This window comes from Streptomyces atroolivaceus (genome assembly GCF_000717025.1).
Classification (GTDB): domain Bacteria; phylum Actinomycetota; class Actinomycetes; order Streptomycetales; family Streptomycetaceae; genus Streptomyces; species Streptomyces atroolivaceus.
The window spans coordinates 1-22900 of record NZ_JNXG01000014.1; the positions used below are offsets into that span (position 1 = coordinate 1).

Annotated in this window: 18 protein-coding genes and 1 pseudogene; 13 read left to right on the forward strand and 6 right to left on the reverse strand. The window is 68.4% G+C overall.

Going from position 1 to position 22900, the window contains the following annotated elements; translation table 11 throughout:
- From OO67_RS40670 to OO67_RS24230, 3 genes and pseudogenes are all read right to left on the reverse strand, one after another.
- Positions 1–131: pseudogene (locus tag OO67_RS40670) on the reverse strand (IS630 family transposase); the annotation flags it as partial.
- A gap of 88 nt (positions 132–219) precedes the next feature.
- A complete protein-coding gene (locus OO67_RS39360) occupies positions 220–360 on the reverse strand; it encodes a hypothetical protein (protein WP_208861077.1) in 141 nt (46 codons plus the stop codon).
- Between the two features lie 366 nt (positions 361–726).
- Positions 727–1737 carry an AraC family transcriptional regulator gene (locus OO67_RS24230; protein WP_033303577.1) on the reverse strand — a complete coding sequence of 337 codons (1011 nt, stop codon included), beginning with the start codon at positions 1735–1737 and terminating at the stop codon, positions 727–729.
- A gap of 70 nt (positions 1738–1807) precedes the next feature.
- Here OO67_RS24230 and OO67_RS24235 point away from each other — a divergent pair, with 70 nt between their 5' ends.
- The 3 genes from OO67_RS24235 (at position 1808) to OO67_RS24245 (ending at position 5025) form a co-directional block, all read left to right on the forward strand.
- Complete coding sequence (locus OO67_RS24235) at positions 1808–3295, forward strand: flavin-containing monooxygenase (RefSeq protein ID WP_033303442.1); 1488 nt, start codon at positions 1808–1810, stop codon at positions 3293–3295.
- 144 nt (positions 3296–3439) lie between these two features.
- Positions 3440–4297, forward strand: coding sequence for an SDR family NAD(P)-dependent oxidoreductase (locus OO67_RS24240; RefSeq protein WP_051709718.1), 858 nt, complete (start codon positions 3440–3442; stop codon positions 4295–4297).
- 53 nt (positions 4298–4350) lie between these two features.
- A complete protein-coding gene (locus OO67_RS24245) occupies positions 4351–5025 on the forward strand; it encodes a response regulator (protein ID WP_033303443.1) in 675 nt (224 codons plus the stop codon).
- A gap of 9 nt (positions 5026–5034) precedes the next feature.
- Here the strand turns inward: OO67_RS24245 and OO67_RS24250 are convergent, their stop codons facing one another.
- A complete protein-coding gene (locus OO67_RS24250) occupies positions 5035–6249 on the reverse strand; it encodes a sensor histidine kinase (RefSeq protein ID WP_051709721.1) in 1215 nt (404 codons plus the stop codon).
- 407 nt (positions 6250–6656) lie between these two features.
- Between OO67_RS24250 and OO67_RS24255 the strand changes: the two genes are divergently transcribed.
- The 7 genes from OO67_RS24255 (at position 6657) to OO67_RS35775 (ending at position 16652) form a co-directional block, all read left to right on the forward strand.
- Positions 6657–8879, forward strand: a complete 2223-nt coding sequence (locus OO67_RS24255; RefSeq protein WP_051709724.1) for an MMPL family transporter — start codon at positions 6657–6659, stop codon at positions 8877–8879.
- A 109-nt stretch (positions 8880–8988) separates the two neighbouring features.
- Positions 8989–9849, forward strand: a complete 861-nt coding sequence (locus tag OO67_RS37030; protein WP_157841719.1) for a response regulator transcription factor — start codon at positions 8989–8991, stop codon at positions 9847–9849.
- 283 nt (positions 9850–10132) lie between these two features.
- The gene (locus OO67_RS24260; protein WP_157841720.1) at positions 10133–10906 is read left to right on the forward strand and encodes an alpha/beta hydrolase; all 774 of its coding nucleotides are present in this window, start codon (positions 10133–10135) and stop codon (positions 10904–10906) included.
- A gap of 54 nt (positions 10907–10960) precedes the next feature.
- Positions 10961–12466: a glycoside hydrolase family 43 protein gene (locus OO67_RS24265; protein WP_033303445.1), complete on the forward strand. Its 1506-nt coding sequence runs from the start codon at positions 10961–10963 to the stop codon at positions 12464–12466.
- A 145-nt stretch (positions 12467–12611) separates the two neighbouring features.
- On the forward strand, positions 12612–12755 hold the full coding sequence (locus OO67_RS39365) for a hypothetical protein (RefSeq protein ID WP_157841721.1): 144 nt from the start codon (positions 12612–12614) through the stop codon (positions 12753–12755).
- A 104-nt stretch (positions 12756–12859) separates the two neighbouring features.
- Positions 12860–15286, forward strand: a complete 2427-nt coding sequence (locus tag OO67_RS24270) for an alpha-L-rhamnosidase (protein WP_157841722.1) — start codon at positions 12860–12862, stop codon at positions 15284–15286.
- Between the two features lie 127 nt (positions 15287–15413).
- Complete coding sequence (locus tag OO67_RS35775) at positions 15414–16652, forward strand: alpha/beta hydrolase (protein WP_078598222.1); 1239 nt, start codon at positions 15414–15416, stop codon at positions 16650–16652.
- A 108-nt stretch (positions 16653–16760) separates the two neighbouring features.
- On the opposite strand, the gene OO67_RS24280 is transcribed toward OO67_RS35775, so the two are convergent.
- Positions 16761–17360, reverse strand: coding sequence for a TetR/AcrR family transcriptional regulator (locus tag OO67_RS24280; protein WP_051709736.1), 600 nt, complete (start codon positions 17358–17360; stop codon positions 16761–16763).
- A gap of 147 nt (positions 17361–17507) precedes the next feature.
- Here OO67_RS24280 and OO67_RS24285 point away from each other — a divergent pair, with 147 nt between their 5' ends.
- Entirely contained in the window at positions 17508–18848 is a 1341-nt protein-coding gene (locus tag OO67_RS24285) for an MFS transporter (RefSeq protein ID WP_033303449.1), read from the forward strand.
- A 41-nt stretch (positions 18849–18889) separates the two neighbouring features.
- The gene (locus OO67_RS24290; RefSeq protein WP_051709739.1) at positions 18890–20119 is read left to right on the forward strand and encodes a glycoside hydrolase family 1 protein; all 1230 of its coding nucleotides are present in this window, start codon (positions 18890–18892) and stop codon (positions 20117–20119) included.
- A 90-nt stretch (positions 20120–20209) separates the two neighbouring features.
- Here OO67_RS24290 and OO67_RS38700 read toward each other — a convergent pair whose 3' ends face one another.
- Entirely contained in the window at positions 20210–20380 is a 171-nt protein-coding gene (locus tag OO67_RS38700; RefSeq protein ID WP_157841723.1) for a hypothetical protein, read from the reverse strand.
- 170 nt (positions 20381–20550) lie between these two features.
- Between OO67_RS38700 and OO67_RS24295 the strand changes: the two genes are divergently transcribed.
- Positions 20551–22854 (forward strand): glycoside hydrolase family 3 C-terminal domain-containing protein, encoded by a 2304-nt coding sequence (locus OO67_RS24295; RefSeq protein WP_051709807.1) that lies wholly within the window; start codon positions 20551–20553, stop codon positions 22852–22854.
- The last annotated feature ends 46 nt before the right edge of the window (positions 22855–22900 follow it).

Below are 22900 nucleotides of genomic sequence, written 5' to 3' on the forward strand. Positions count from 1 at the left end.
CCCTGCGCGGACAGCAGCACCATCTGGGCCCGTCGCCAGGTCACCACCGACCCGGTGCCCCTGCGGATGATCCGCAGCAGCCGCCGCCCCTCGTCATCATCAATCACACGGACCTGCACTCGTATCGCCACCCGGACAGAGTGACCGACACACCCCGCCCGGCACAGCACCCGGACGGTGCGTCACATCACAACAGGGCAAACGTTGCCTGATCCGGCACTAGGTGGTGAGCGTGTTCCCGACCAGGAAACGACCGGCGACTATGTCTGCCCCGAGGGCCCGGATGGCCTCGTCGACGCGGCCCGCGCGTTCCAGGACCCGGACCTCAAGGTCCTGCGCATTACTCGCTCGAGAGTACATCGTTCCTCACCGCGGGCGCCACGGGCCCGCTCGGCCTTGGGTGCGAACTGTTCAAGAACCCGCTCGTCCCGGTTCTGCCCCTCGGTCAGCTCGACCAGAACGACAGCATCCACTCCGGTCCAGATGCGGGGTGAGAACGACGATTGCTCCATCCACCTGCCCCGCCTTGACCAGCGGCTCCGCGAAGTCGAGGCACACCTGCTCCGACGCCAGCCCTTGAGGGTGCCGGCCACTTTTGCGTCCAGGGACCGGCGTGCCGTGACCGGCGACGCGTCGCACCGCAGCAGGCTGCCGGTCGCAAACCGCTGATCGACTGTGAGCACGCTCCCCGACCTCGGCCGCCCCATCGCCGACGAAGCGCCCCCGTCAAACGGCGCTGCTCCGCTTGCGGCGTATGTCTGTTGGGGTGGTGCCCCACCAACGGTGGCAACAGTGGGTCAGGGCGGCCTGTTCCGAGAGCCCCACCAAGCCGGCCACCTGGTTCATGGGGATATCGGTGGAGGTCAGGTACCGGCTGACGGCTTCGCGGCGTACGTCGTCCAGGACCTCGACGAAGTGCGTGCCCTTCCTGCGCAGGTGACGTTGCAGCGTGCGAGGGTGCAGATTGAGCAGGTCGGCGACGGTGCCGATTCTCGCTTGTGCGGTGCCCAGGGTCTGGGTGAGGGTGGCGCGTACCCGTTGAACTATGTCGTTCTCCGCCTGCGGCGCCTGTTCCGCCAGAAAGGCCAGGGCGAGATCTCGCAGTCGGGCGTCACGGCCGTCGAGGCGGCGTGAGGCGAGGCTGCTGGGGAGACGCAGGGCCGGGGCGGGTCGGCCGGTTCGGACGGGTGCGCCGAAGAACGCTTCGTAGACCCCGAGGGGCGCGACCGGGCGGTCGGGAAGTTCCACGCTGCGCAGGCCGTAGGGGCCGACGAGGAAGATGATGGCGCGGTGCAGGAAGCCCAGTGCCAGGTCTGTGCCCTGCCGTGGTTCGGGAAGTCCGGGAGGCAGGCCGTAGGTCAGGGCGGAGACGCCATGCGCGCCGTAGGGGTCCGTTTCGAGTGTGAGGCTGAGTGCCTGGGCGTGGACGAGCAGATAGCGGGAGGTGCATTCCAGAGCGTCACCGACCGTGGGTGAATGCTGGATGGCCAACGCCAAGGCGCCGAGCATGCCCAGGTCCTGGCGAGCGGCGATACGCAGTCCCAGATCGGGACAGGCGGTTCCCTGAGACGCGATCTCCAGAATCCGGGCGACCGCGTCGTCGGGGACGAGCAGGTCGTCGCTGTCGAGGGCTGCGGTGGACAAGCCGGCCAGGCGGGCGTAGGAGTCTGCGTCTCCGCCGAGTTCGGCCACGGTGGCGCGGAATCCGCGCAGTCCCGCTGATCTGATCTGCGGCATGTCGCCCAGGATCAAACATGTGTCGCCTGAGATCAAGTTCTGGGGCGCCCGCTGCACCGAGACTCGAGGCATGAAGCCTCACGGAGCTGACGAACCAGCCGACGAACACCTGGATGTGGTGATCGTGGGAGCGGGCCTTTCCGGCATCGGTGCCGCGTACCGGCTGCAGACCCGATGCCCCGGACGCAGCTATGCGGTGCTGGAGGCGCGGGCCGCGGTGGGCGGCACCTGGGACCTGTTTCGCTATCCAGGAGTCCGCTCGGACTCCGACATGTACACCCTCGGCTACGTCTTTCGTCCCTGGCGCGAGGGAAAGTCTCTCGCGGACGGCGATTCCATCCGCCGCTACATCGAGCAGACCGCGCACGAGCACGGCATAGACCAGCACATACGTTTCAGCACCAAGGTGTTGGCAGTCGACTGGTCGACGATCTCGGCCCGGTGGACCGTGACGATCGAGGAGGGCGGTGCGGACGGCTGCGCCACACGCCGCACCCTCACCTGCAACTTTCTCTACTCCTGCGCGGGCTACTACGACTACGACAGTGGCCACTCTCCCGACTTCCCCGGCACCGACTCGTTCGACGGCACGGTGGTGCACCCACAGTTCTGGCCCGAAGACCTCGACTACACGGGCAAGCGCGTGGTTGTCATAGGCTCCGGAGCCACCGCTGTGACGCTGGTACCAGCCATGGCCGAGCAGGCGGAGCACGTAACGATGCTGCAGCGCTCGCCGACGTGGATCAGCAGTGTCCCCGGCCGGGACAGGATCGCCGACCGACTCCGGAAGGTGTTGCCCGCTCGGGCGGCACACCGCCTGATACGCGGCAAGAACATCGCTTTCAGCATCGGCTTCTACCAGTTCTGCCGGCGTCAGCCGCAGAGAGCCCGCAAACTCCTCACCGGCCTGACCACTCGCATCCTCGAGGACAAGGAGGCGGTCGCAGAGCATTTCACTCCCCGCTACGACCCGTGGGACCAGAGGTTGTGCGCCGTTCCTGACGCTGACCTGTTCGTGACGGTCAAGAAGGGGCAGGCCGAAGTGGTCACCGACCACATCGACACCTTCGTGCCCGAAGGTATCCGTCTGCGGTCCGGCCGTGTCCTGGACGCCGACGTGGTGGTCACCGCCACCGGTCTGAAGCTGCTCGCCTTCGGCGGCATCACCCCACACGTCGACGGCCGCCCGGTCAGGCTCTCCGAGCAGTTCGTGTGGCGCGGAGCGATGATCACCGGTGTGCCCAACTTCGCCGTGTGCATCGGCTACACCAACGCCTCGTGGACATTGCGCGCCGACCTCAGCCACCGCCTCGTCTGCAAAGTCCTCAACCACATGGACCGTCACGGGCTGGCCACCGCCGTGCCGGAGCCGGACCAGCCACTGGCAGAGCGGCCGCTGCTGGAGCTGACCGCCGGCTACGTCCAGCGATCCATCGACGCCTTCCCTCGCCAAGGCGACCGCAGCCCGTGGCTCATGCGCCAGAACTATCTCCTGGACATCCTCAGCGGAATGCGCGCCGACCTTCGCCGCGACCTGCGCGTCAGCCCGCGCCCGTAAGCGACCGCGCCCGCCCAGCCTCCGCCGGTCCGGGAGTCCCGATGACTTCCGGTCGCACGGAGTATGGCGGCCGACCTACCTGACCGCCCAGGCCACAGCCCGGCCGGTCGACAGAACCCGACCACCGCCCGTCGAAGGACACTCATGCCCACGCTCGCGCCCTACCGCTTCGCTGATGGAACCGTCGTACTCACCGGAGCCGCCAGCGGCATGGGCGAGCACCTCGCCCATGGTCTGGCCGCCCGCGGCAGCCATCTGGTCCTCATCGACCGTGATGCCGAACGCCTCGACGCCGTCGCCACCGCCATTCACGACCGCTACCCCGGTCTGAACACCCGTACCGTCGTCCTGGACCTGGCCGACCGGACGGCCCTCGATGCGGCAGCTGAGCAGATCCTCGACGCTCACCCGCGCATCACGGCCCTCATCAACAATGCCGGTGTCGCCATGCACGGTCTGTTCGAGGAGTTGTCGGCCGACGAGTTCGACTGGGTCATGCGGATCAACTTTCACGCTCCCGTCGCCCTCACCCGACTCCTGCTGCCCAGGCTGCGCCAGTCACCGGGCAGCCACATCGTCAACATCTCCAGCCTGTTCGGCCTGATCGCGCCGCCCGGCCAGTCCGCCTACGCATCCAGCAAGTACGCCCTGCGGGGCTTCAGCGACGCCCTGCGGCACGAACTGGCCGACCGGCAGGTCGGCGTGACCACCGTGCATCCCGGCGGCATCCGCACCCGCATCGCCGAGACCGCACGGACTGCCTCGCGCGTCGGCACCGACGACGCCCGGCACGGCAAGGCAGCCTTCACCAACCTCTTGACCTATCCCGCCGACAAGGCCGCGGAACAGATCCTCTCCGGCATCGAGCGCCGCCGGCCCCGGGTGCTGATCGCCTGGTCGGCGATCGTTCCCGACCTGCTGGCCCGGGCCTTCCCCGCGTCCTACTGGAGCGTGATGAAGCGCCGGCACCCCGCCACTCCCCGTGCCACAGCCCACTCGTGACCCCCTGGTACCGGTGATCCGGGTGCGTGGGGCCTCTGTGGTAGGAACGGGTCGTGGCAGACGCGCGGATTGATGTGGTGATCGCCGACGACCAGCAGATGGTGCGGGCGGGCTTCAGCCTGATCCTGGGAGCGCAGCCAGGCATCACCGTGGTCGGGGAAGCAGCTGACGGCGTGGAGTGCATCGAGGTGGCGCGCCGGCTGCGCCCGCACGTGGTGCTGGCCGATATCCGAATGCCGCGGTTGGACGGGCTGGAGGTGGTGCGTCAGCTTGCCGGGCCGGGGGTGGCCGACCCGATGAACGTCGTGTTGATCACCACCTTCGATCAGGACGACTACGTACGGACCGGACTGCGTAACGGTGCGTGCGGCTTCCTGCTGAAGGACGCGTCGCCGGCTCTGCTGGTGGAGGCGGTGCAGGCGGCTGCCCGTGGGGACTCACTGGTGTCACCAGCCGTGACGGTACGCCTGCTGAAGCACATGGAGAGGGTGGAGTGGGCCCCGGAGTCGACGAGCGAGGCGGCTGCCGGACTCAGCGAACGTGAGATGGATATCGTGCGCCTGGTGGCAGTGGGGCGTACGAATCACGAGATCTGTGACGCGTTGTCCTTGTCCCTGTCGACGGTGAAGACCTATCTGGCGCGGGTCCAGGCCAAGCTCGGCGTACGCAATCGGGTGGAGGTCGCGGCATGGGCCTGGGAGCACGGCGCGGTGCGGCCGGGCAGGTGAGGGCCGGTTCTACCCGGGTGACGGCTGGTCGCCCGGAGGGCCGGCGACGGGTGCCAGAGGCAGGGCGGCTTCCACCTGCCAGCCTCCGTGGGGGACTGGGCCCGCGCGGAGGCTTCCGTCAAGGGCCTCGACGCGTTCCCGTAGTCCCAGCAGGCCGAAGCCGCCGCGCCCACCGGTGTGCGCGGCCTTGCCGGAGGGCGCGGTGTTGGTGACTGTCACATACAGCCAGGCGGTGTCCACGTCGAGACGGACCGTGGTCCGGGCGCCGGGCGCGTGACGACGGACGTTGGTGAGCGCTTCCCGCACCAATCGCTGCGCCGAGAGTTCGGCTTCGGGACTGAGCCGGGCGGCGCGAGCTGCGGCGGTGACGTCCAGTTGTGCGGGGGTGTCGTCGCTGCCTGCGGCAGAGTGGGCGGAGACGAGGTCGGCCAGTTCGATGAGCAGGTCGCCCGGGCGCAGGGCGGCATGGTCGTCCTCTCGCAGCACGTACACCAGACGACGCGTCGACTCCAGTGTTTCGGTGCCGGCCAGGACGATGTTGCGCAAGATGGATGCCACTTTGTCGGGTGCGGTCGCCTGGATCGTCAGTCCGGCGTTGGCCTGGACGATGATGCCGGTCATGTGGTGGGCGATCAGGTCGTGCAGGTCTCGGGCGAGGGCCAGCCGCTCTGCCTGGCGTACGTCGTGCACGGCGCGTTCCCGGCGGAACTCCAGGGCGCGGACAGCGCAGCCGACGGCGACGGATACGGCCAGGGCCACGGTCAGGACGTAGCCGCCGGCGCCGAAGGTGGACCATGACTCGGTGCGCAGCGGCAGTGCGAGGACCGCCGCTCCCAGGACGGTGGTGTAGGCAGCCGCGGTGGCCGGTCGCCAGCCGTGGGCTGTGGTGCGGATGACGAGGAACAGCAGCCCGCAGGTCTCCAGCGCCCCCCACCACGCCAGGTCAGGCCGATCGAACAGGCTCCAGGCGGTCACCGCGAGGGAGAGCGTGACGACGCCGATGACTCGTTTGGCCAGTACGGGTGACCGGAAGGTGGAGAGGACGGCCAGGACGATCAGCGGGCCCGTGACCAGCACGGGCAGCCAGGTGGTGGGGGACCCGAACCGGTCGGGGCTCACGCGGAGCGCGCTGAGGTCGGCGAGCCAGGTGAGTGTGAAGGCGACCAGGCTGCTGATCTTGATGAGCCGGCTGTAAGCCGGGATTCGCGGGAAGTTCCAGTCCACACCTCTCAGCCTAGAAGCTCTCCTGACGAGGTCCCCATGTCGGCCGAATGACCGACACGGCGGGGTGCGTCTGGTACCAGCGACCGACGCCGCACGGGCCGACCCGGCGGAATCATGGTGATCAGGCGGTCTGCATCCCACCTGGGGCCGGGCTGCCGACCGGCGCGCCGAGGCCCGGGCCCCGGAGTGCGCACCGGTCGTTTCCCCGGCGCCGTCCACTCCCTTCGGGAAGCGGCGCTCGGGACGAGTCGTGGTGCGTCGCCGTCACTACGGGCGGCACGGGCAGGACAACTGTTCACGCCTCACCGGCGGCGAAGCACTGTCCGTGCTCACCTGCCTCCACCTGAACCCTCCCGTTCGGCTTCCCATCCGCACCGACGAAACAGAGAGAGAGTCCCCACACCCTCATGGCCACTTTCCTGCACAGGATCGGCAAGGCCGCGTTCACGCGGCGCTGGCCGGTCGTACTTCTCTGGGCGCTCGTTCTGGGCGTAGTAGGCGCCGCCGCCGCGGGCAGCTCCGGCCCCGCCGGCTCCAGCATCACGCTGCCCGGCACAGAAGCCCAGCGGGCCAACGACCTGCTGGGCAAGAAGTTCCCGGCGGCCGATACCGAGGTCGCCACTGCCCGCGTCGTCATGCGTGCTCCCGAGGGGGAGACGATCAGCAGCGCCGAGAACGAAGCCGCTCTCGAAGCGACGCTGACCGCGGTGAAGAACTCCTCCTCACGTATCGGCCAGGTCAGCGACCCCTTCACGGCGAAGTCGGTCAGCGCGGACGACACCACGGCCTACGCGCAGGTCACCTACACCGCCAAGGACGCGGACCTGACCGACAGTGACCACACCGGTCTGGACGAAGCTCTCGAGTCGGGCCGTGACCAGGGGCTGACAGTGGAGGCTTCGGGCAATGCGCTGTCCGCCCCCGCCCAGAGCCACGCGGCCGAGGTCATCGGCTTCGCCCTGGCCGCGGTCATCCTTCTCATCACCTTCGGCTCCCTGGCCGCCGCCGGCCTGCCCCTGCTCACCGCGCTGGTCGGCGTGGGCGTGAGCATCGCCGCCATCACCGCGCTCAGCGCCCCGCTCGACCTCTCGAGCAGCACACCGGCCCTGGCCACGATGCTGGGTCTCGCCGTCGGCATCGACTACGCCCTGTTCATCGTCTCCCGCTACCGCTCCGAGCGAGCGGACGGTTACGACGCCCGCGAGGCAGCTGCCCGCGCCAACGGCACAGCCGGTTCCGCGGTCGTCTTCGCCGGACTGACGGTGGTCATCGCCCTCGCGGGCCTGGCCGTCGTGAACCTGCCAGTCCTCACCACGATGGGCCTGGCCGCCGCCGGGGCCGTCGTCGTCGCGGTCCTCGTCGCCATCACTCTGGTCCCCGCGCTCCTGGGCTTCGCCGGCGAACGGGTCCGCGGCAAGGCGCGCGGGAAGACCGTGCGCGCCGCACCGGCGTCCAAGCCGGGGCTGGGGCAGCGGTGGATCTCCTACGTCCTGCGCAAGCCGGCGAAGGTGCTGCTCATGAGCGTGATCGCCCTGGGTGTGGTGGCCCTTCCCGCTGCGAAGCTGGAACTGGGGCTGCCGGACGACGGCTCCAAGGCCGCCTCCTCCACACAGCGCAAGGCGTACGACATGCTGTCGGAGTCCTTCGGTCCCGGTTTCAACGGCCCGCTCACGGTGGCCGTCGACGACCAGGCCCCGGCCGTCGCCCGCAGCGGCGCCGAGACGATGGGCAAGTCCCTGGCGGATCTTCAGGATGTGGCTGCGGTGACCCCGGCTGTGTTCAACAAGCGCGGTGACACCGCCGTCATCACCGTCATCCCGAAGAGTGCACCGAGCAGTGATGCCACCAAGGACCTCGTCGACGACATCCGCTCACTGGCCGTCACCGTCGGTTCGGACACCGGGGCCCGGTCCCTGGTGACGGGAACCACGGCACTCAACATCGACATCTCCGCCAAGTTCAGCGCTGCGATCGTGCCCTACCTGGCCCTGGTCGTCGGCCTGGCCGTCCTCGTGCTGATCCTCGTGTTCCGCTCCGTCCTGGTGCCCGTCAAGGCCGCCCTCGGCTTCCTGCTTTCCGTGCTGGCCTCTCTGGGCGCTCTCGTCGCGGTCTTCCAGTGGGGATGGCTGAAGGACCTGATCGGCCTGGAGCAGACCGCTCCCATCATGAGCTTGATGCCCATACTCATGGTCGGCATCGTCTTCGGACTGGCCATGGACTACCAAGTGTTCCTCGTCACCCGTATACGCGAGGCATACGTGCACGGAGCCGACGCCCGGTCGGCCGTCGAGTCGGGCTTCAAGCACAGCGCCACTGTCGTCACCGCTGCGGCCCTCATCATGATCTGCGTCTTCGCCGGGTTCGTCCCGTCCCATGACCCGATGCTCAAGGCACTGGGCTTCGCGCTGGCGATCGCTGTTGTCTTCGACGCGTTCATCGTTCGCATGACGATCGTGCCCGCGGCGTTGGCGCTCCTCGGCAGGCGGGCCTGGTCCCTGCCCGCCTGGGTCGACCGCATCCTGCCCCACGTCGACATCGAAGGAGAGAGGCTCGCGCAGCACGCGCCCTCTCTGCACACGCATGGGAAGCCGGACCGCACACCCGCTCACGAGTACAGCGGATGCAACTGACACACGTACGAGGGGTGGCCCCGTCCGAGGTGCCGCCCCTCGCCACTCCTGCACCACCCGGTGTCGAACGGCCACCATCGGCGCCTGCCCCGAGAAAGAACTCCCTGCCATGCTGGAAGTGCTCGTTGTCGACGACCAGGCCCTACGCAACAGGGCTTTGTGCCTCCTCGTCGACAACGAGCGCGACATGACCTCTGTCCACGCACCATCCCCTGCCGAAGCAGTACGGATCAGCGGGCGCACCGGCCCTGACGTCATCGTCTGGCACACCGAACCCAGCCACTGGCCCCTGATACGACGCGCGCTGGATGCCGCACGGGGCGTCCGCGTACTGACGCTCACCGATGACGCGTCCAGCTTCAGGGCACTGCGCGCCGGGGCGAGCAGCACGCTTCCTGCCACTGTCACTGCGGACGAACTCCTGACGGCCGTACGCAGGACCGCCGCCGGGGGCGCGGTCGTGCCCTCGCCTGTGGTCAAAGCTGTCATCGAAGCGGTCCGCACCGCGGCGGTCACGGCCCCTGAGCCGCACCTGCGGTTGGCATCGCTCACACACAGGGAACTCGAAGTCATCGGCGCACTCGCCCGAGGTTGGAGCAACGACGAGATCGCCGCCCAGCTCTCCCTGTCCCGCACCACCGTGAAATCCCACGTCAGCCACATCTTCCACAAGATCGGCGCTCGGGATCGCCTCCAAGCCGTCGTCTTCGCCCTCAACGCCCCGCTATCACGACAGCTACGGCTACCGCTGCGTCCCGAAGGGGCGGATCGCCCATCCACGCAGTCCAGGCCGGAGAGCCCCAAGGTCGCCGGCCGGGCCGCTGGCCGGCTTGGTGCAGGCCGAGCCCGGACCCCTGTGGAAGCGGGGCAGCGCACCGGACAGGTCCCTCCGTACCGCCTGCTCTCAGGACATGAAGCAGCTCGACGAGACCCCTCCGAACATCTCACTACGCTTCGATTTTCATGGTAGCGTTCCCGTACTTAAATTCTAAGTAGAGGCAGAATTTAACGGTGGTCACAGCGATCAACGAGGAGCGCACGATGCCACGTCTCGAGTCCGCACTCGCGGTCTCCCGGGCGGACGACCCCGTACAGCACCACACCGCCGGGGTGATCTCATGTTGAGCCCTCCGGAGAGGCCGAGACGTGCGGGGCTTCTAGGACGCCTCATCTCCGGAGCCCTGGCGAGAAGCGCGCGACGCAGGGAAGGAGCGCCCTTCGACATCGCCGCCCACCGTGAGGCGTCGATCCGGATGGCCGCGAGGTTTCGGCTGCCGCGAGGAACCCAGTCGGCGGAGGAGCGGATCGCCGGCGTTCCCGTGGTGCGGTTCTCCTCGGGCGGATGCGATCGAGGTACGGTCCTCGCCTTCCACGGCGGCGCCTACATGCTCGGAACCGCTCATGTCCTGTCGATACCCGTGGCGAAGGACGGTGGTCCGGACGTCGTCAGTGTCGGTTACCGGCTGAGCCCCGAACATCCGTACCCCGCCGCGCAGGACGACGCCATGGCGGTCTACCGTGCGCTCCTCGAGACCGTCGGCGCAGCGCGTGTGGCAGTCATGGGTGACTCCGCCGGTGGCGGGCTGGCCCTCACTCTCCTCCAGGCCGCCGCCGCAGAAGGTCTGGCCATGCCGAGGGCGCTTGTCGCTGTGCATCCCTGGGCGGACCTCTCACTCAGCGGGGCGTCCTCCACCGCCAACGCAGGACGCGACGTTCTCGTACGCTCGGAACTCGAGCAGGCGGCCGACTGGTACGCGCGTGAACGGGATCTGCAGGACCCGTCGGTCTCGCCTCTGTTCGGTTCGTTCGAACGTTTCCCGCGTACCTATATCGCCGTCGGAACACGGGACCTCCTCCTCGACGACTCGCGTCGAGTGGCATCCCGCATGCGGGATCAGGGCGTCGATGTCCGCCTCGATGTCTTCCCCGGCGCTCCGCACGGATTCAACGCAGTTCCCCTGGCACAGGGCAGGCAGTGCAACGCCCGCGCACGCGGCTTCATCGAGGCCGGCCTGCTCCCGCGCTGACGACGAAGCGAGATCCCGCCCTCACGACCCGCCCCCGACCTGGAGAACCACCGCATGAGCACCGAACTCTTCAACCCGCTCGTTCCTGGCTTCAACCCGGATCCCAGCGTCGTCCGTGTCGGCGAGGACTACTACCTCGTCACCTCGAGCTTCGAATACCTCCCGGGTCTGCCGGTCTATCACAGCACCGATTTCGAGTCGTGGGAGCAGATCGGAAACGTCGCGACGCGCGCTGAGCAGCTCGAGATCTACGACGTCCCGACCCCGTTCGGTGTCTTCGCGCCGACCATCCGGCACCACGACGGTCTCTTCCACGTCATCGTGACCGTGGTGGGAGGCCGCGGCTGCCTGATCTTCACCGCTGCCGATCCGGCCGGCGAGTGGAGCGACGGAACGGTGATCGAAGGCCTGCAAGGAATCGACCCGGACCTCGCTTGGGACGAGCACGGCAATGCATACGTCACCTACTGCGGCTCCTCGGAGGCGAACGGGGAGACCCGGCCCTCGATCCTGCAGGTTCAGGTGGATGTCGCATCGGGGACGGTCCTCGAAGGACCCCGGCCGCTCTGGTCCGGTACCGGATTGAAGAACCCGGAGGCACCACACCTCTATCAGCGCGGGGGCTTCTGGTACTTGCTGATCGCCGAGGGCGGGACAGAACGAGGCCACGCGGTCAGCATCGCCCGCTCCACCTCCCCCGAGGGCCCCTTCGAAGGGAGCCCGTCGAATCCGTTCCTCAGTGCCCGCAGCACCGACCGGCCGATCCAGAACACCGGCCACGGTGACATCGTCGAACTCCCCGACGGCAGCACCGGCATGGTCCTCCTCGGAATGCGCCCTGTTGGGCTGATGCCGGCCTTCTCTCCGTTGGGCCGGGAAACCTTCGCGACACGCCTGGAGTGGGTGGACGGCTGGCCGGTCGCCGAACCCGTGACGCCGAACGCGCGGCAGGAGACGATCGAATTCCACGACGCGTTCACCGCGGAGAGCTTCGACAACGGGTGGGTGGCTGTGCGGCGCACCCCCTCCGAGGTCGCGTCCGTCAAGAACGGGGACCTCGTTCTCGTCGCGGACGGTGAAGGTCTCGATGACCCGCACCCCACCTTCCTCGGCCGGCGCCAGACCGGTCTCACGGCCAAGGTCTCCGTCGAGACCGACGTATCGCGGGGCACAGGCGGCCTCAGTCTCCGCTTCGACGAGCACCATCACTACGACCTCGAGGCGCGTTCCACGCCGCAAGGCGTTCGCCTCCTCGCTCGCGCGCGGTTGGCCGGAATCCAGCAGGAGTGGCATGCCGATCTTCCCGCTGGACCGATCATTCTGCACGTCACAGCCATGCCGAACGCGGGACAGGGCTCGCTGGCGGAGCCGGTCGAACACGTGACGTTCACTGCCGCTCCGGTCGGCGACGAATCCGCAGCCGTCACCGTGGCCGTGATCGACGGCCGTTACCTCTCGGCCGAGGCGGTCCTCTCCTTCACCGGACGGGTCCTCGGGCTCTACTGCACCGAGGGCGCCGTCACGTTCCGCGGCTTCTCCTCTGTCAGCACGAACGCTTGAGAAGCATGCGCCTGGCTCAACTCCGTTTCCGTATGCAGCCGTTCGCCATTCCCCGAACAACGCACCGCAGCTGTCTTCCTTCTCCGTCTGCCGCCGTGCAGGACGCACCCGCCGGCCTGCTATCAGCACGAATCCGAGGCTCCCGATGAGCACTTCTCTCAGCCCCACGCACCTGTCAGCCGGAGAACAGACCAGCGCTGCCGTCCTGCCGGACCAGCGGCCGACCTTGTCCTGGCGCCCTCCCGCCGGCTTCGTGACACAGATCGCCGTCGAGCTGAAGCGTGGGTGAACGGCCGGAGACATGTGCACCGCACGGACACCCCCGTACCACGCGCGGAATGGCCGTGGGAGCCGCTCCCGAGCAGGGTCGATCTGACCTGGCGCGTCCGGGTCATGAATGAAGCGGGGTGGTCGTCGTGGTCGGATACCGCGCACGCCCACGCTCCACTCTGGCACGAGCACGACTGGACCGGACGGTGGATCTCCCCGGTCGAGACGGACGAGATGGCGAAACAGCCGGACCGTGGCGCCTACGAACTGCGTACGGCGTTCGTACTGGACGACGTGCCGGCCGGCGCCCGGCTGTATGCGACCGCCCTGGGGCTCTACGAGGCCACCGTCAACGGCTCCCGCGTCGGGGACGTCGAGCTGGCACCCGGATTCTCCAGCTACGGTGAGACGTTGTACGCCCAGGCGTACGACGTTCGGGCCCTTCTACGGCCGGGACACAACACGATCAGCTTCACCCTGTCGGACGGATGGTTCCGCGGCAGGAACGGCGGCCCGCAACTGCGCGACGTCTGGGGCAACCAGGTGGCGGTCCGCGGCCAGCTCGACGTCACCGGTGGGGCAGGGTCCGCGACCACGGTGATCGCCACGGACCACCGGTGGGACGCCCGCCGCTCCCCCGTCACCCGCGCTGACCTGATGCGCGGACAGTCGACGGATCTCCGAGCCCTCCCGCTGGACGACGTCGGCCTCAGCGCGGGCACGGTCCACGCGCCCACACCAAGGTGGTCGCCGTCGCCCCCTGTCCGGTGCGTCGACCAACACCGCCCCCACGGCATCACCGAGATCCGGCCCGGAGTGTCCATCGTCGACGCGGGGCAGAACATCTCCGGTCGACTGCGCCTGGAGACCTTGGGCCAGCCGGGCGACACGACGACGCTCGAATACGCGGAGCACCTCGGACCGGACGGTGACCTGGAGACCGAGCATCTCAACATGCCGGTGCCCGGTGGTTCCCAGATGGTGTACACACAGATCGACCAGGTCACTGCGGGCACCGGACCAGCAGTGTTCGAACCGCGTCACACCGTGCACGGGTTCCGCTATGTTCGCGTCTCCCACCTCGGCCGCAGCCTCGAACCGCAGGACGTGACCGTCGACGTCGTCCACTCCGACCTCGAACGCCGCGGCTGGTTCGCCTGCGACGTGGAGGACCTGGTTCGGCTCCACGACGCCGCGGAGTGGAGCTTCCGGGGCAACATCGTCGATGTCCCGACCGACTGCCCGACCAGGGAACGCTCGGGCTGGACAGGCGACTACGCCATCTTCGCCCCTGTGGCCACGATGCTCTACGACATCGAGGGCTTCACGCTCAAATGGCTGCAGGCCGTCCGCGACGACCAGGCCTCCGACGGAGTGCCGGCGATGTTCTCCCCCGACTCGACACGGATGAAGCAGAACCCGGGCGACATCGCCCGGTTCGCGGGCGGCTCGGCGGCATGGGGCGACGCGCTCGTCGATGTTCCCTGGGCGATCTACACCGCGTACGGAAACACCCGCGTCCTTCGCGACAGCTGGGACAGCATGACTTCCTGGGCCGGCTACGCCCTGTGCTGCGCCAGGGAAATCAGGCATCCGGACCGGATCCGGCGATCGGCGACACCCGCCGGGCACGAGCGGTTCATCTGGGACGGACCGTTTCACTTCGGCGAGTGGGCCGAACCCAAGAAGCCCGGTCACGACGCCTTCGCGGAAGCGGCCGTGGAGGATCCCATGACCGCGCTGAGTGCTGACCAGGGAGAGGTCGCGACCGCCTATCTGTACCGTTCGCTGACCCGCCTGAGCGCGATCGGCCAGGTGATCGGTCGCGCGGAGGAGGCCCGGGAGTACGCGCGTACCGCGCGACAGGTACTGGAGGCGTGGCGGACCGAGTTCCTCCGCCCGGGAGGGCGCACGGCCGCCGACACGCAGGCGGCGTACGTGAGGGCCATCGCTTTCGGGCTCCTCCCCTCTTCGTCCGTCCCTGCGGCTTCGGACCGTCTCGCGGAACTGATCCACGACAACGACGACCGGCTGGCCACCGGTTTCCTTTCCAGCGGACTGTTGCTGCCGGTCCTGGCAGACACCGGACACACGGACCTGGCCTTCCGGCTGCTTCTGCGTGACGGCATCCCGTCATGGATGGAGATGCTCCGCCGCGGCGCCACCACGGTCTGGGAAGAGTGGGAGGGGGTCGATGACGAAGGGCACGCGCACGCATCGCTGAACCACTACAGCAAGGGCGCGGTAGTCCAGTTCCTGCACGCCTACCTGGTCGGCCTGCGCCAGGACCCGGCGTCGGCCGGGTGGGAGCGCTTCGTCGTCGCACCGACGATCGGCGGGGGCGTGTCCTCGGCGCGCTTCCGTCACACGACGCCCCGGGGTGACATCCACATCGCCTGGAAACTCACCGGCAGCCGCTTCCAACTGGACCTGGAAGTTCCCCCCACCTCCTCGGCCACCGTGATCCTGCCGGACGGCCGGCGCGGAACCCGCGGCCCGGGAAGGCACCGGCTGACGTGTGAAAGCCCGAGGGGGCAGGCGTCCCCGTGACGCACCTCAGTCGGCCGCTGCCGGCTCCACCCGGAGCGCCAGAGATCCCGACCAGGCCGCCTTGCCTGCCGAACAGGCGGCCGCCCCAAGCACATCCGACACCTCCCGCACACGTTCAGGAGCCCTCATGTCCTCGTCACCAAGCGATGCAAACGCGACGGACCCGCCTGCCGGGGCGCAGGCACCCACACCCAGCACCGCTGCCGGGAGGTCGAACGGACGGGCCGAACGGATACTGCTCGTCCTCCTGAGCCTGGTGACAGTGGTGGTGTTCCTGGTGGTGGCCAGCACCTTCTTGCCCTTCCCGGTGAACGTCGTCGGGGCCACCCTGTCGTCGTTCGCGGCCTACCTGTGCGCCATCGCCCTGCTTCTGGCGGTGGGGACGGGGTGGCTGTTGTGGCGTCGGCGCACCTGGGTCCGACAGGTCCTGTCCGGCCTGGTCGTCCTGTCGCTGCTCGGTGCCGGGGTGATCGGTGGCAGGCAGCTCGCCCTCGCCGACCGAGAGAATGTCGACCTCGACCTGACAGCCCTGTTCGACCTCCCGGGTAGTGCTCCGCCCGACGAGAGTGTCGACTACACGCGTTTCGAAGGGGAGGACGTCGCGCTGTCGATCTGGCGCCCGCAGGGAAGGGACCGGTCGTCCGAGGCCGAGGCGCCAATCGTCTTCCTGGTGCACGGCGGAGGCTGGGTCACGGGATCACGGCTGGAAGGCGTCCAGCCCGAGCATGCCCGCTGGTTCGCCGAGCGCGGCTATCTCGTCGTGAGTGCCGACTACACCCTCTCCGACAAGCAGCGCCACCTGTGGAACGTCACCGAAAGCCAGATCGGCTGCGCGCTGGCGTGGACCGCGGCCAATGCTCCGCGCTACGGCGGCGACCCTTCACGGCTGGCGATGATCGGCGAGTCAGCGGGCGGCAACCTCGCGCTCCAAGCCGCCTACAAGGGCAATGCGGGCAAGCTCACCTCCAGTTGCGGCGGCGAACTGCCCGAGGTCAAAGCCGTCAGCGCGCTCTACCCCGGCGCCGACATGGAAGTGCTCTACAACCACGGCGCGTCCAGGACCTTCGCTGAGCAGTACACCGGGGGAAGCCCGCAGCAGTACCAGGACCGGTACGCCGCCACCACCACGGTCAACCACATCAGCCCGCAGTCTCCCCCGACGCTCCTGACCACGGGAGCCTCCGACGGCCTCGCCCTGCCCGAGGGCACCTACCAGTTGTACGACCGGCTGCGGAGCGACGACGTTCCCAGCCATCTGATCGACATCCCTTACGGTCAGCATGGTTTCGACCTCGCCACCGGTGGCGTGGGCACCCAGGTGTGGCGCCAGGCAACTCTCCGCTGGTTCGCCGACCACGGCGTCTGAGGCCCTCGGCCAACCGGCCCGCAGGAAGGGTCAACAGGAGTACCGGCCGAGCAGGTGCCGGCTGGTACTCCTGCTTGAACACTGCTCGTCGCAGTACGGAAAGCCCGGTCAGTGAAGGGTGGGGATGAAAGTGCGCAGGAACGTGCGCACTTCCGCCTCGATGTCCACGGAGTCGTGGTCGAGCAGCCACTGCAGTTGCAGGCCGTCCACCAGCGCGATGAGCATCGAAGTAAGGCTCTCCGGCTCGATCGGCACCGCGAGTTCCCCACGATCAGCGAGCTGTCGGAACGCCGCCGCCCCTTGGGAGCGGAGCACCGCGTACCGGTGCCGGAAGTAGTCGTGCGCGGGGTGCTCGACCGAGGTCGCCTCTGCGGAAAGTACGCACTGAAGCTCCATGAGGCCAGGGTTCTTCTGGCTCTCCCTCAACATGCCCAGCAGGGACTCGACAGCGTCGACCTGGGAGCCGCCGGGAACGGCCGCAGCGGCACGGCGGTCACGTTCCTCCAGGACGGCGACGAGGAGACTGCCCTTGTCCGGAAAGTGATGCTGCAACCCCGTGAGACTCATGCCGAGCCGGTCCGCGACATCCGTGAGGGTCGCCCCGTAGTACCCGGTTGTCCCGAAGAGCTCGATGCCGGCGTCGATCGCCCGTGCTCGCAGCTTCGCGGTCTTCGCGTACGGACCGCGTGCGGACCTGGCTACCGGCACCAGCCACCTCCAGATGACGAACGAACTTCACGTGGCCAAAACCTTACCACCCTCAAATTTTCGTGCTAGCGTCCCCTCCAGCCAAATTCCAAGTGCAGTCAATATTTGGAATGGAGGCAGTCGTCGCTGGTCAAGGAGGATCACACGATGTCCGACACCGAGTCAGAGTTCGGTGATGTCGTCCATACCGCCGACCTTGTGCTTGTCAGCCCTGAGAAGCACGAGGACGGCGCCGGCGAACCGGTCGCCCCGTCACCGCAGCGCACCAGCCGCCGTGGCGTAGCCGCCATCCTCGTCGCGATGGCGGGAAACGCCGCCGCGACCCTGATGCCGCCCCTGGTCGCCCTGCCGATCTACGTCGAGAAGTTCGACTCGGAGGACAAGGCGACATCATTGGGCGTAGCGCTGGGCCTCAACGCGCTGCTTCTGCTGTTCCTCACTCCGATATTCGGCGCGCTCAGCGACCGGACGACCAGTCCACTCGGGATGCGCAAGCCCGGCCTCATCGCCGGCACCGCGATCATCGTGCTCGGTCTCGTCGTGCAGGGCCTCGCGTCCGGCGTCGGGACACTCATCCTCGGCACCCTCGTCATGGCACTCGGCCAGGCCGCTTTCACCGCCTCCTTCTCCGCACTGATCCCTGACCAGGTGGCCCCTACGGGCCGCGGCCGGGTGCTCGGATTCCAGAGCCTCGTCCTCGTGGTGGTCGGCGTGAGCGCCTCCTTCGTCGGACCGGTGCTGCTCGACCATCAGCTCCTGCTCTTCACCGTGGGCGGAGGAATCGCGATGCTGACCACCCTGGCTGCCGTGGTCCTCCTCGACGACCGCGTACTCGACAAGCGGAACGCGCCGAATCAGCCCCCGCTGCGCGCGCTGGTGGAGGGATTCGCCTACCATCCGAAGTCCGCGCCGGACTTCTCCTGGGTGTGGTTGAGCCGCTTCCTCGTCACCCTGGGCATCTCCTTCGGCGGGTTCTCCATCTACTTCCTCACCGATCAGCTCAACGTGACGGACGACGAGCTTCCCTCTCTGATCAGCCTGTCCGCCGTGATCAACCTCGGCGGAACCGTGATCGGCACCCTCCTCGGCGCCTTCTTGGCCGACAAGCTCGGACGCCTGAAGAGCCTCGTCATCTTCACCGGCCTCATCTTCCTCGCCGGCGGACTGATCGCGGCCTTCTCCCCCACCGTTCCGGTCTTCCTGCTCGCCACGGGGGTGATCGCCGTGGCCATCGGGTCATTCCTCCCGATAGACGGCGCGCTGGTGATGGCCGTCCTTCCCGGCGGTCAGGCGCAGACCGGCAAGTACATGGCGATCATCACGATCGCCGATCAGCTTCCGCGATCCGTCGGCCCGTTCCTCGCACCCGTTGTCGTCGCCGTCGGCGCGGCCACACCGCTGGGCGGCTACCCGCTGCTCTACCTGTTCATGGGAGTCGTCGCGGTGGCCGGTGGGCTCGTCGTCCGCAAGGTGAGAAACGTCCGATAGTGCGAAACGAACGACCACTCGACACGAAAGAGCTCCGCCCGATGACCACACCTCTCAGCACCCCGATCAACACCCGGGAAGGCTTCCTCTGGGGCGCCGCGACCTCACCGCACCAGACGGAAGGCGGAAACGTCCACTCGGACTGGTGGCAGTTGGAGAACGCCCCGCAGTCGTTCGTCAGCGAACGCAGCGGCGACGCGGTCGACAGCTACCACCGCTATCCCGAGGACATGCGCCTGCTCGCCGAGGCCGGTCTGAACGCCTACCGTTTCGGGATCGAATGGGCACGCGTCGAGCCGGCTCCAGGCGTCCACCTGGAATCCGAACTCGCCCACTACCGGCAGATGATCGAGACAGCCCGGAGTCTCGGGCTGACGCCGGTCGTCACCCTCCACCACTTCACCACCCCGGCCTGGTTCGCCCACCAGGGCGGATGGCTGCACCCGGACGCCGTCGACCTCTTCGCCCGTTACGTCGAACGAGCGACGACGATCCTGCACGACGTCGACTGGGTGTGCACCATCAATGAGCCCAACATCATCGCAGCCATGACAGCACTGTTCCGGCAGCAGGCCGCAGGATCCGGCGGCTCAGGCGAGGCGACCAACCGTGACGCGGTGACAAGTCTCAGTCTCCCGACTCCGGACACGGAGGTCGCCGACGCCCTCACCGCAGCCCACCGTCGCGCGGTCGAGATCGTGCACAGGAAGACGCACGCGAAGGCCGGCTGGACGGTCGCGGGCCAACAGTTCGAACCGACCCCGGGCAACGAGGCCGTGTTCGAACGGACGCGCCGGGACTGGGAGGACAGATTCCTCCTCGTGTCCCGCGAGGACGACTTCGTCGGTGTCCAGGCGTACACCAGTCAGAAGGTCGATGAGAACGGACCTGTCCCCCACCCCGCCCACCCCACCAACACCCTGAGTGGCTGGGCGTACCGCCCGGACGCCCTTGAAATGGCGCTCCGCCACGCCTGGGACGTCACGGGCGGCACGCCGCTGCTCGTGACCGAGAACGGCATCGCCACGGACGACGACACCGTCCGCGTCCGGTACACGGGAGAGGCCCTGACGGGACTCGACAAGGCCGTCGCAGACGGCATCGACGTCCGCGGGTACCTGCACTGGAGCGCTCTCGACAACTACGAATGGGGCCACTGGGGACCGACGTTCGGCCTCATAGCCGTCGACCGTACGACGTTCGAACGCTCCCCGAGGCCGAGCCTGGAATGGTTCGGCCGACTCGCCCGCACGGCCGTCTCCGCCAGGTGACGAGGACCTGCGCCGTCCCCGACAGTCCGAAAGCACACCAGTGACACCCGACGTGTTCTCCTCTGATGTCGTGCGGTTGATCACCCTCAACTACGTCGGCGAACCCTCACGGCTCACTGCCCGTACGCCTTCCCCGGAGGGCACGACCTGGAAGGTCTGCCACCCGCGTTCCTCCTGAACGCCGATGCCGACAGCCTCCGCGCCTCGGCACAGCGGTTCGGGGCCGAACTCGCCACGGCGGGTGTCGACGTCCGTGGTCAAGGAAACGGGCACCCTGCACGGCCATCTGAACGACCCCGGGCTGCCGGCCGCGACGCGGAGCAGCGAACGCATGGCAACGTGGCTGACGTCGACGTGATCCGGGAACCGGCCGACAGGCCTCTGCGGCCCTGTCGCGTCAGCCGGTCCGAAGCACGAGAGCGGTGAACACCATGTCCAAGAAGAAGGAGATCGTCATGCAGCATCCACTGACCGCCACCCTCACGCTCGAGGAGAAGGCCGGTCTCGTCTCCGGCGCATCGTTCTGGCGGACGCGAGGTGTCGAGCGACTCGCGATCGAACCGGCGACCCTGACCGACGGCCCGCACGGAGTGCGACTTCAGACCGGCGCGGGCGACCATCTCGGCATCAACGAGAGCCGACCCGCGACGGCATTTCCGACCGCGACGTCGCTCGGTTCGTCGTGGAACCCCGCTCTGGTCGAGGAGGTGGGGCGCGCGCTGGGAGCCGAGGCCCGCGCCCTGGGCGTCGACATCCTGCTCGGACCCGGCGTCAACATCAAACGGTCACCGCTGTGCGGACGGAACTTCGAGTACTTCTCGGAGGACCCGTTCCTGTCGGGCGCGCTCGGCACGTCGTGGGTGAACGGCGTGCAAGCGCAGGGAGTGGGCGCTTCCCTGAAGCATTTCGCCGCCAACAACCAGGAGACGGACCGGATGCGCGTCGACGCGGTCGTCGACGAGCGAACCCTCCGCGAGATCTACCTGCCCGCGTTCGAGACCATCGTGGATCAGGCGAATCCGGCGACCGTGATGTGCTCCTACAACCGGGTCAACGGCACTTCCGCGTCCCAGAACCGATGGCTGCTGACCGACGTCCTGCGAGACGAATGGGGCTTCCAGGGATACGTCGTCTCGGACTGGGGCGCCGTCGTCGACCCCGACGCCGCGCTCGCGGCCGGTCTCGACCTGGAGATGCCCTCGACCGGCGACCGGGGCCCGGCCGCGATGGTGGAAGCCGTCCGCGCCGGAGCGGTCGACGAAGCGGACCTCGACCAAGCGGTGTCGCGCCTGCTCACCGTCCACGACCGGGTCCGCGCCTCCCGAGGAGAAGCCCCGGAGGCGGACCTGGATGCCCATCACGGCCTGGCCCGGCGTACCGCCTGCGAAGGCGCCGTACTCCTCAGGAACGAGGACACCCTCCTTCCCCTGAGCCCCTCCCAGGGCGGCCGGATCGCGGTGATCGGCGAGTTCGCACGCACCGCCCGCTTCCAGGGCGCCGGCAGTTCACAGATCAACCCCACCCGCGTCGACGACGCCCTCACGGCGATCCGAGCCAAGACCACACGCGAGGTCGTCTTCGAGTCGGGCTTCAGTCTCGACGGAGCCGACTCCGACGCGCACGAAGCGGCCGTCCGAGCCGCGCGTGACGCCGACACCGTCGTGCTGTTCCTCGGCCTTCCGCCGCAGGAGGAATCCGAAGGGTTCGACCGCACCCACATCGACCTCCCGGCCGCCCAGCTCGCCCTCCTGGACGCCGTCACCGAGGTCAGCCGGCGCGTTGTCGTCGTCCTCAGCAACGGCGGCGTGGTGTCCCTGCGGCACATCGCCGACCGGGTGCCCGCGATCCTGGAGATGTGGCTGGCGGGGCAGGCCGGCGGCTCGGCAGCCGCTGACCTCCTCTTCGGAGCCGCGGAACCCGGCGGACGCCTGGCCGAAACCATTCCACTCGCCCTCACCGACACGCCCGCGCACATCAACTGGCCCGGCAGCGACAGCCGGGTCCTGTACGGCGAGCGCGTCTACGTCGGCTACCGCTGGTACGACACCACCGAGCGCGCGGTGGCGTTCCCGTTCGGCTTCGGGCTCTCGTACACCTCGTTCTCCTACTCGGACCTTCGAGTCACGGTCACGGACCCGTCGGTCGCCCGAGTGACCGCGGAGGTGACGGTGACCAACACCGGGTCACGACCCGGCTCCGACGTCGTGCAGATCTACGTCTCCGCCCCCGCCTCGCGGACGGATCGCCCACACCGCGAACTGCGGGCCTTCCGCAAGGTCCATCTCGGCCCCGGCGAGTCGACGACCGTAGCCCTCACCTTGGGCCACCGGGCCTTCGCCTACTGGTCGAGCACCGGTTGGCGGGTCGATCCCGGCGAGTACCGGATCGAGGCCGCCGCCTCCTCCCGCGACATCCGCGACATGGCCACGATCGTCCTCGAGGTACCTGCCGTGGCCACGCCGCTCCGCGCCGACTCGACGCTCGACGAGTGGAAGGCCCACCCCGTGGGCGGCCCGGTGCTCCAAGGCCTCTTCGACCTGATCGGTGGCACGCCCCCCGAGCTCACCGACCCGCACCTGCTCGTCATGATCGGCCCCATGCCGTTGGCGAACCTCATCGCCATCGCAGCCGGTGTCGACGGCCGGGAGACCGTGGCGCACCTGCTCCACGAAGTGGACCAGCACACACCGGGCCGGAGCCACCTCGAGGCCGGACAGTCCCTACCTCGACCGTGATCGCCGCGAGCGGCCCTCGGAACGCGCCGCATTCACCGGAAGACGC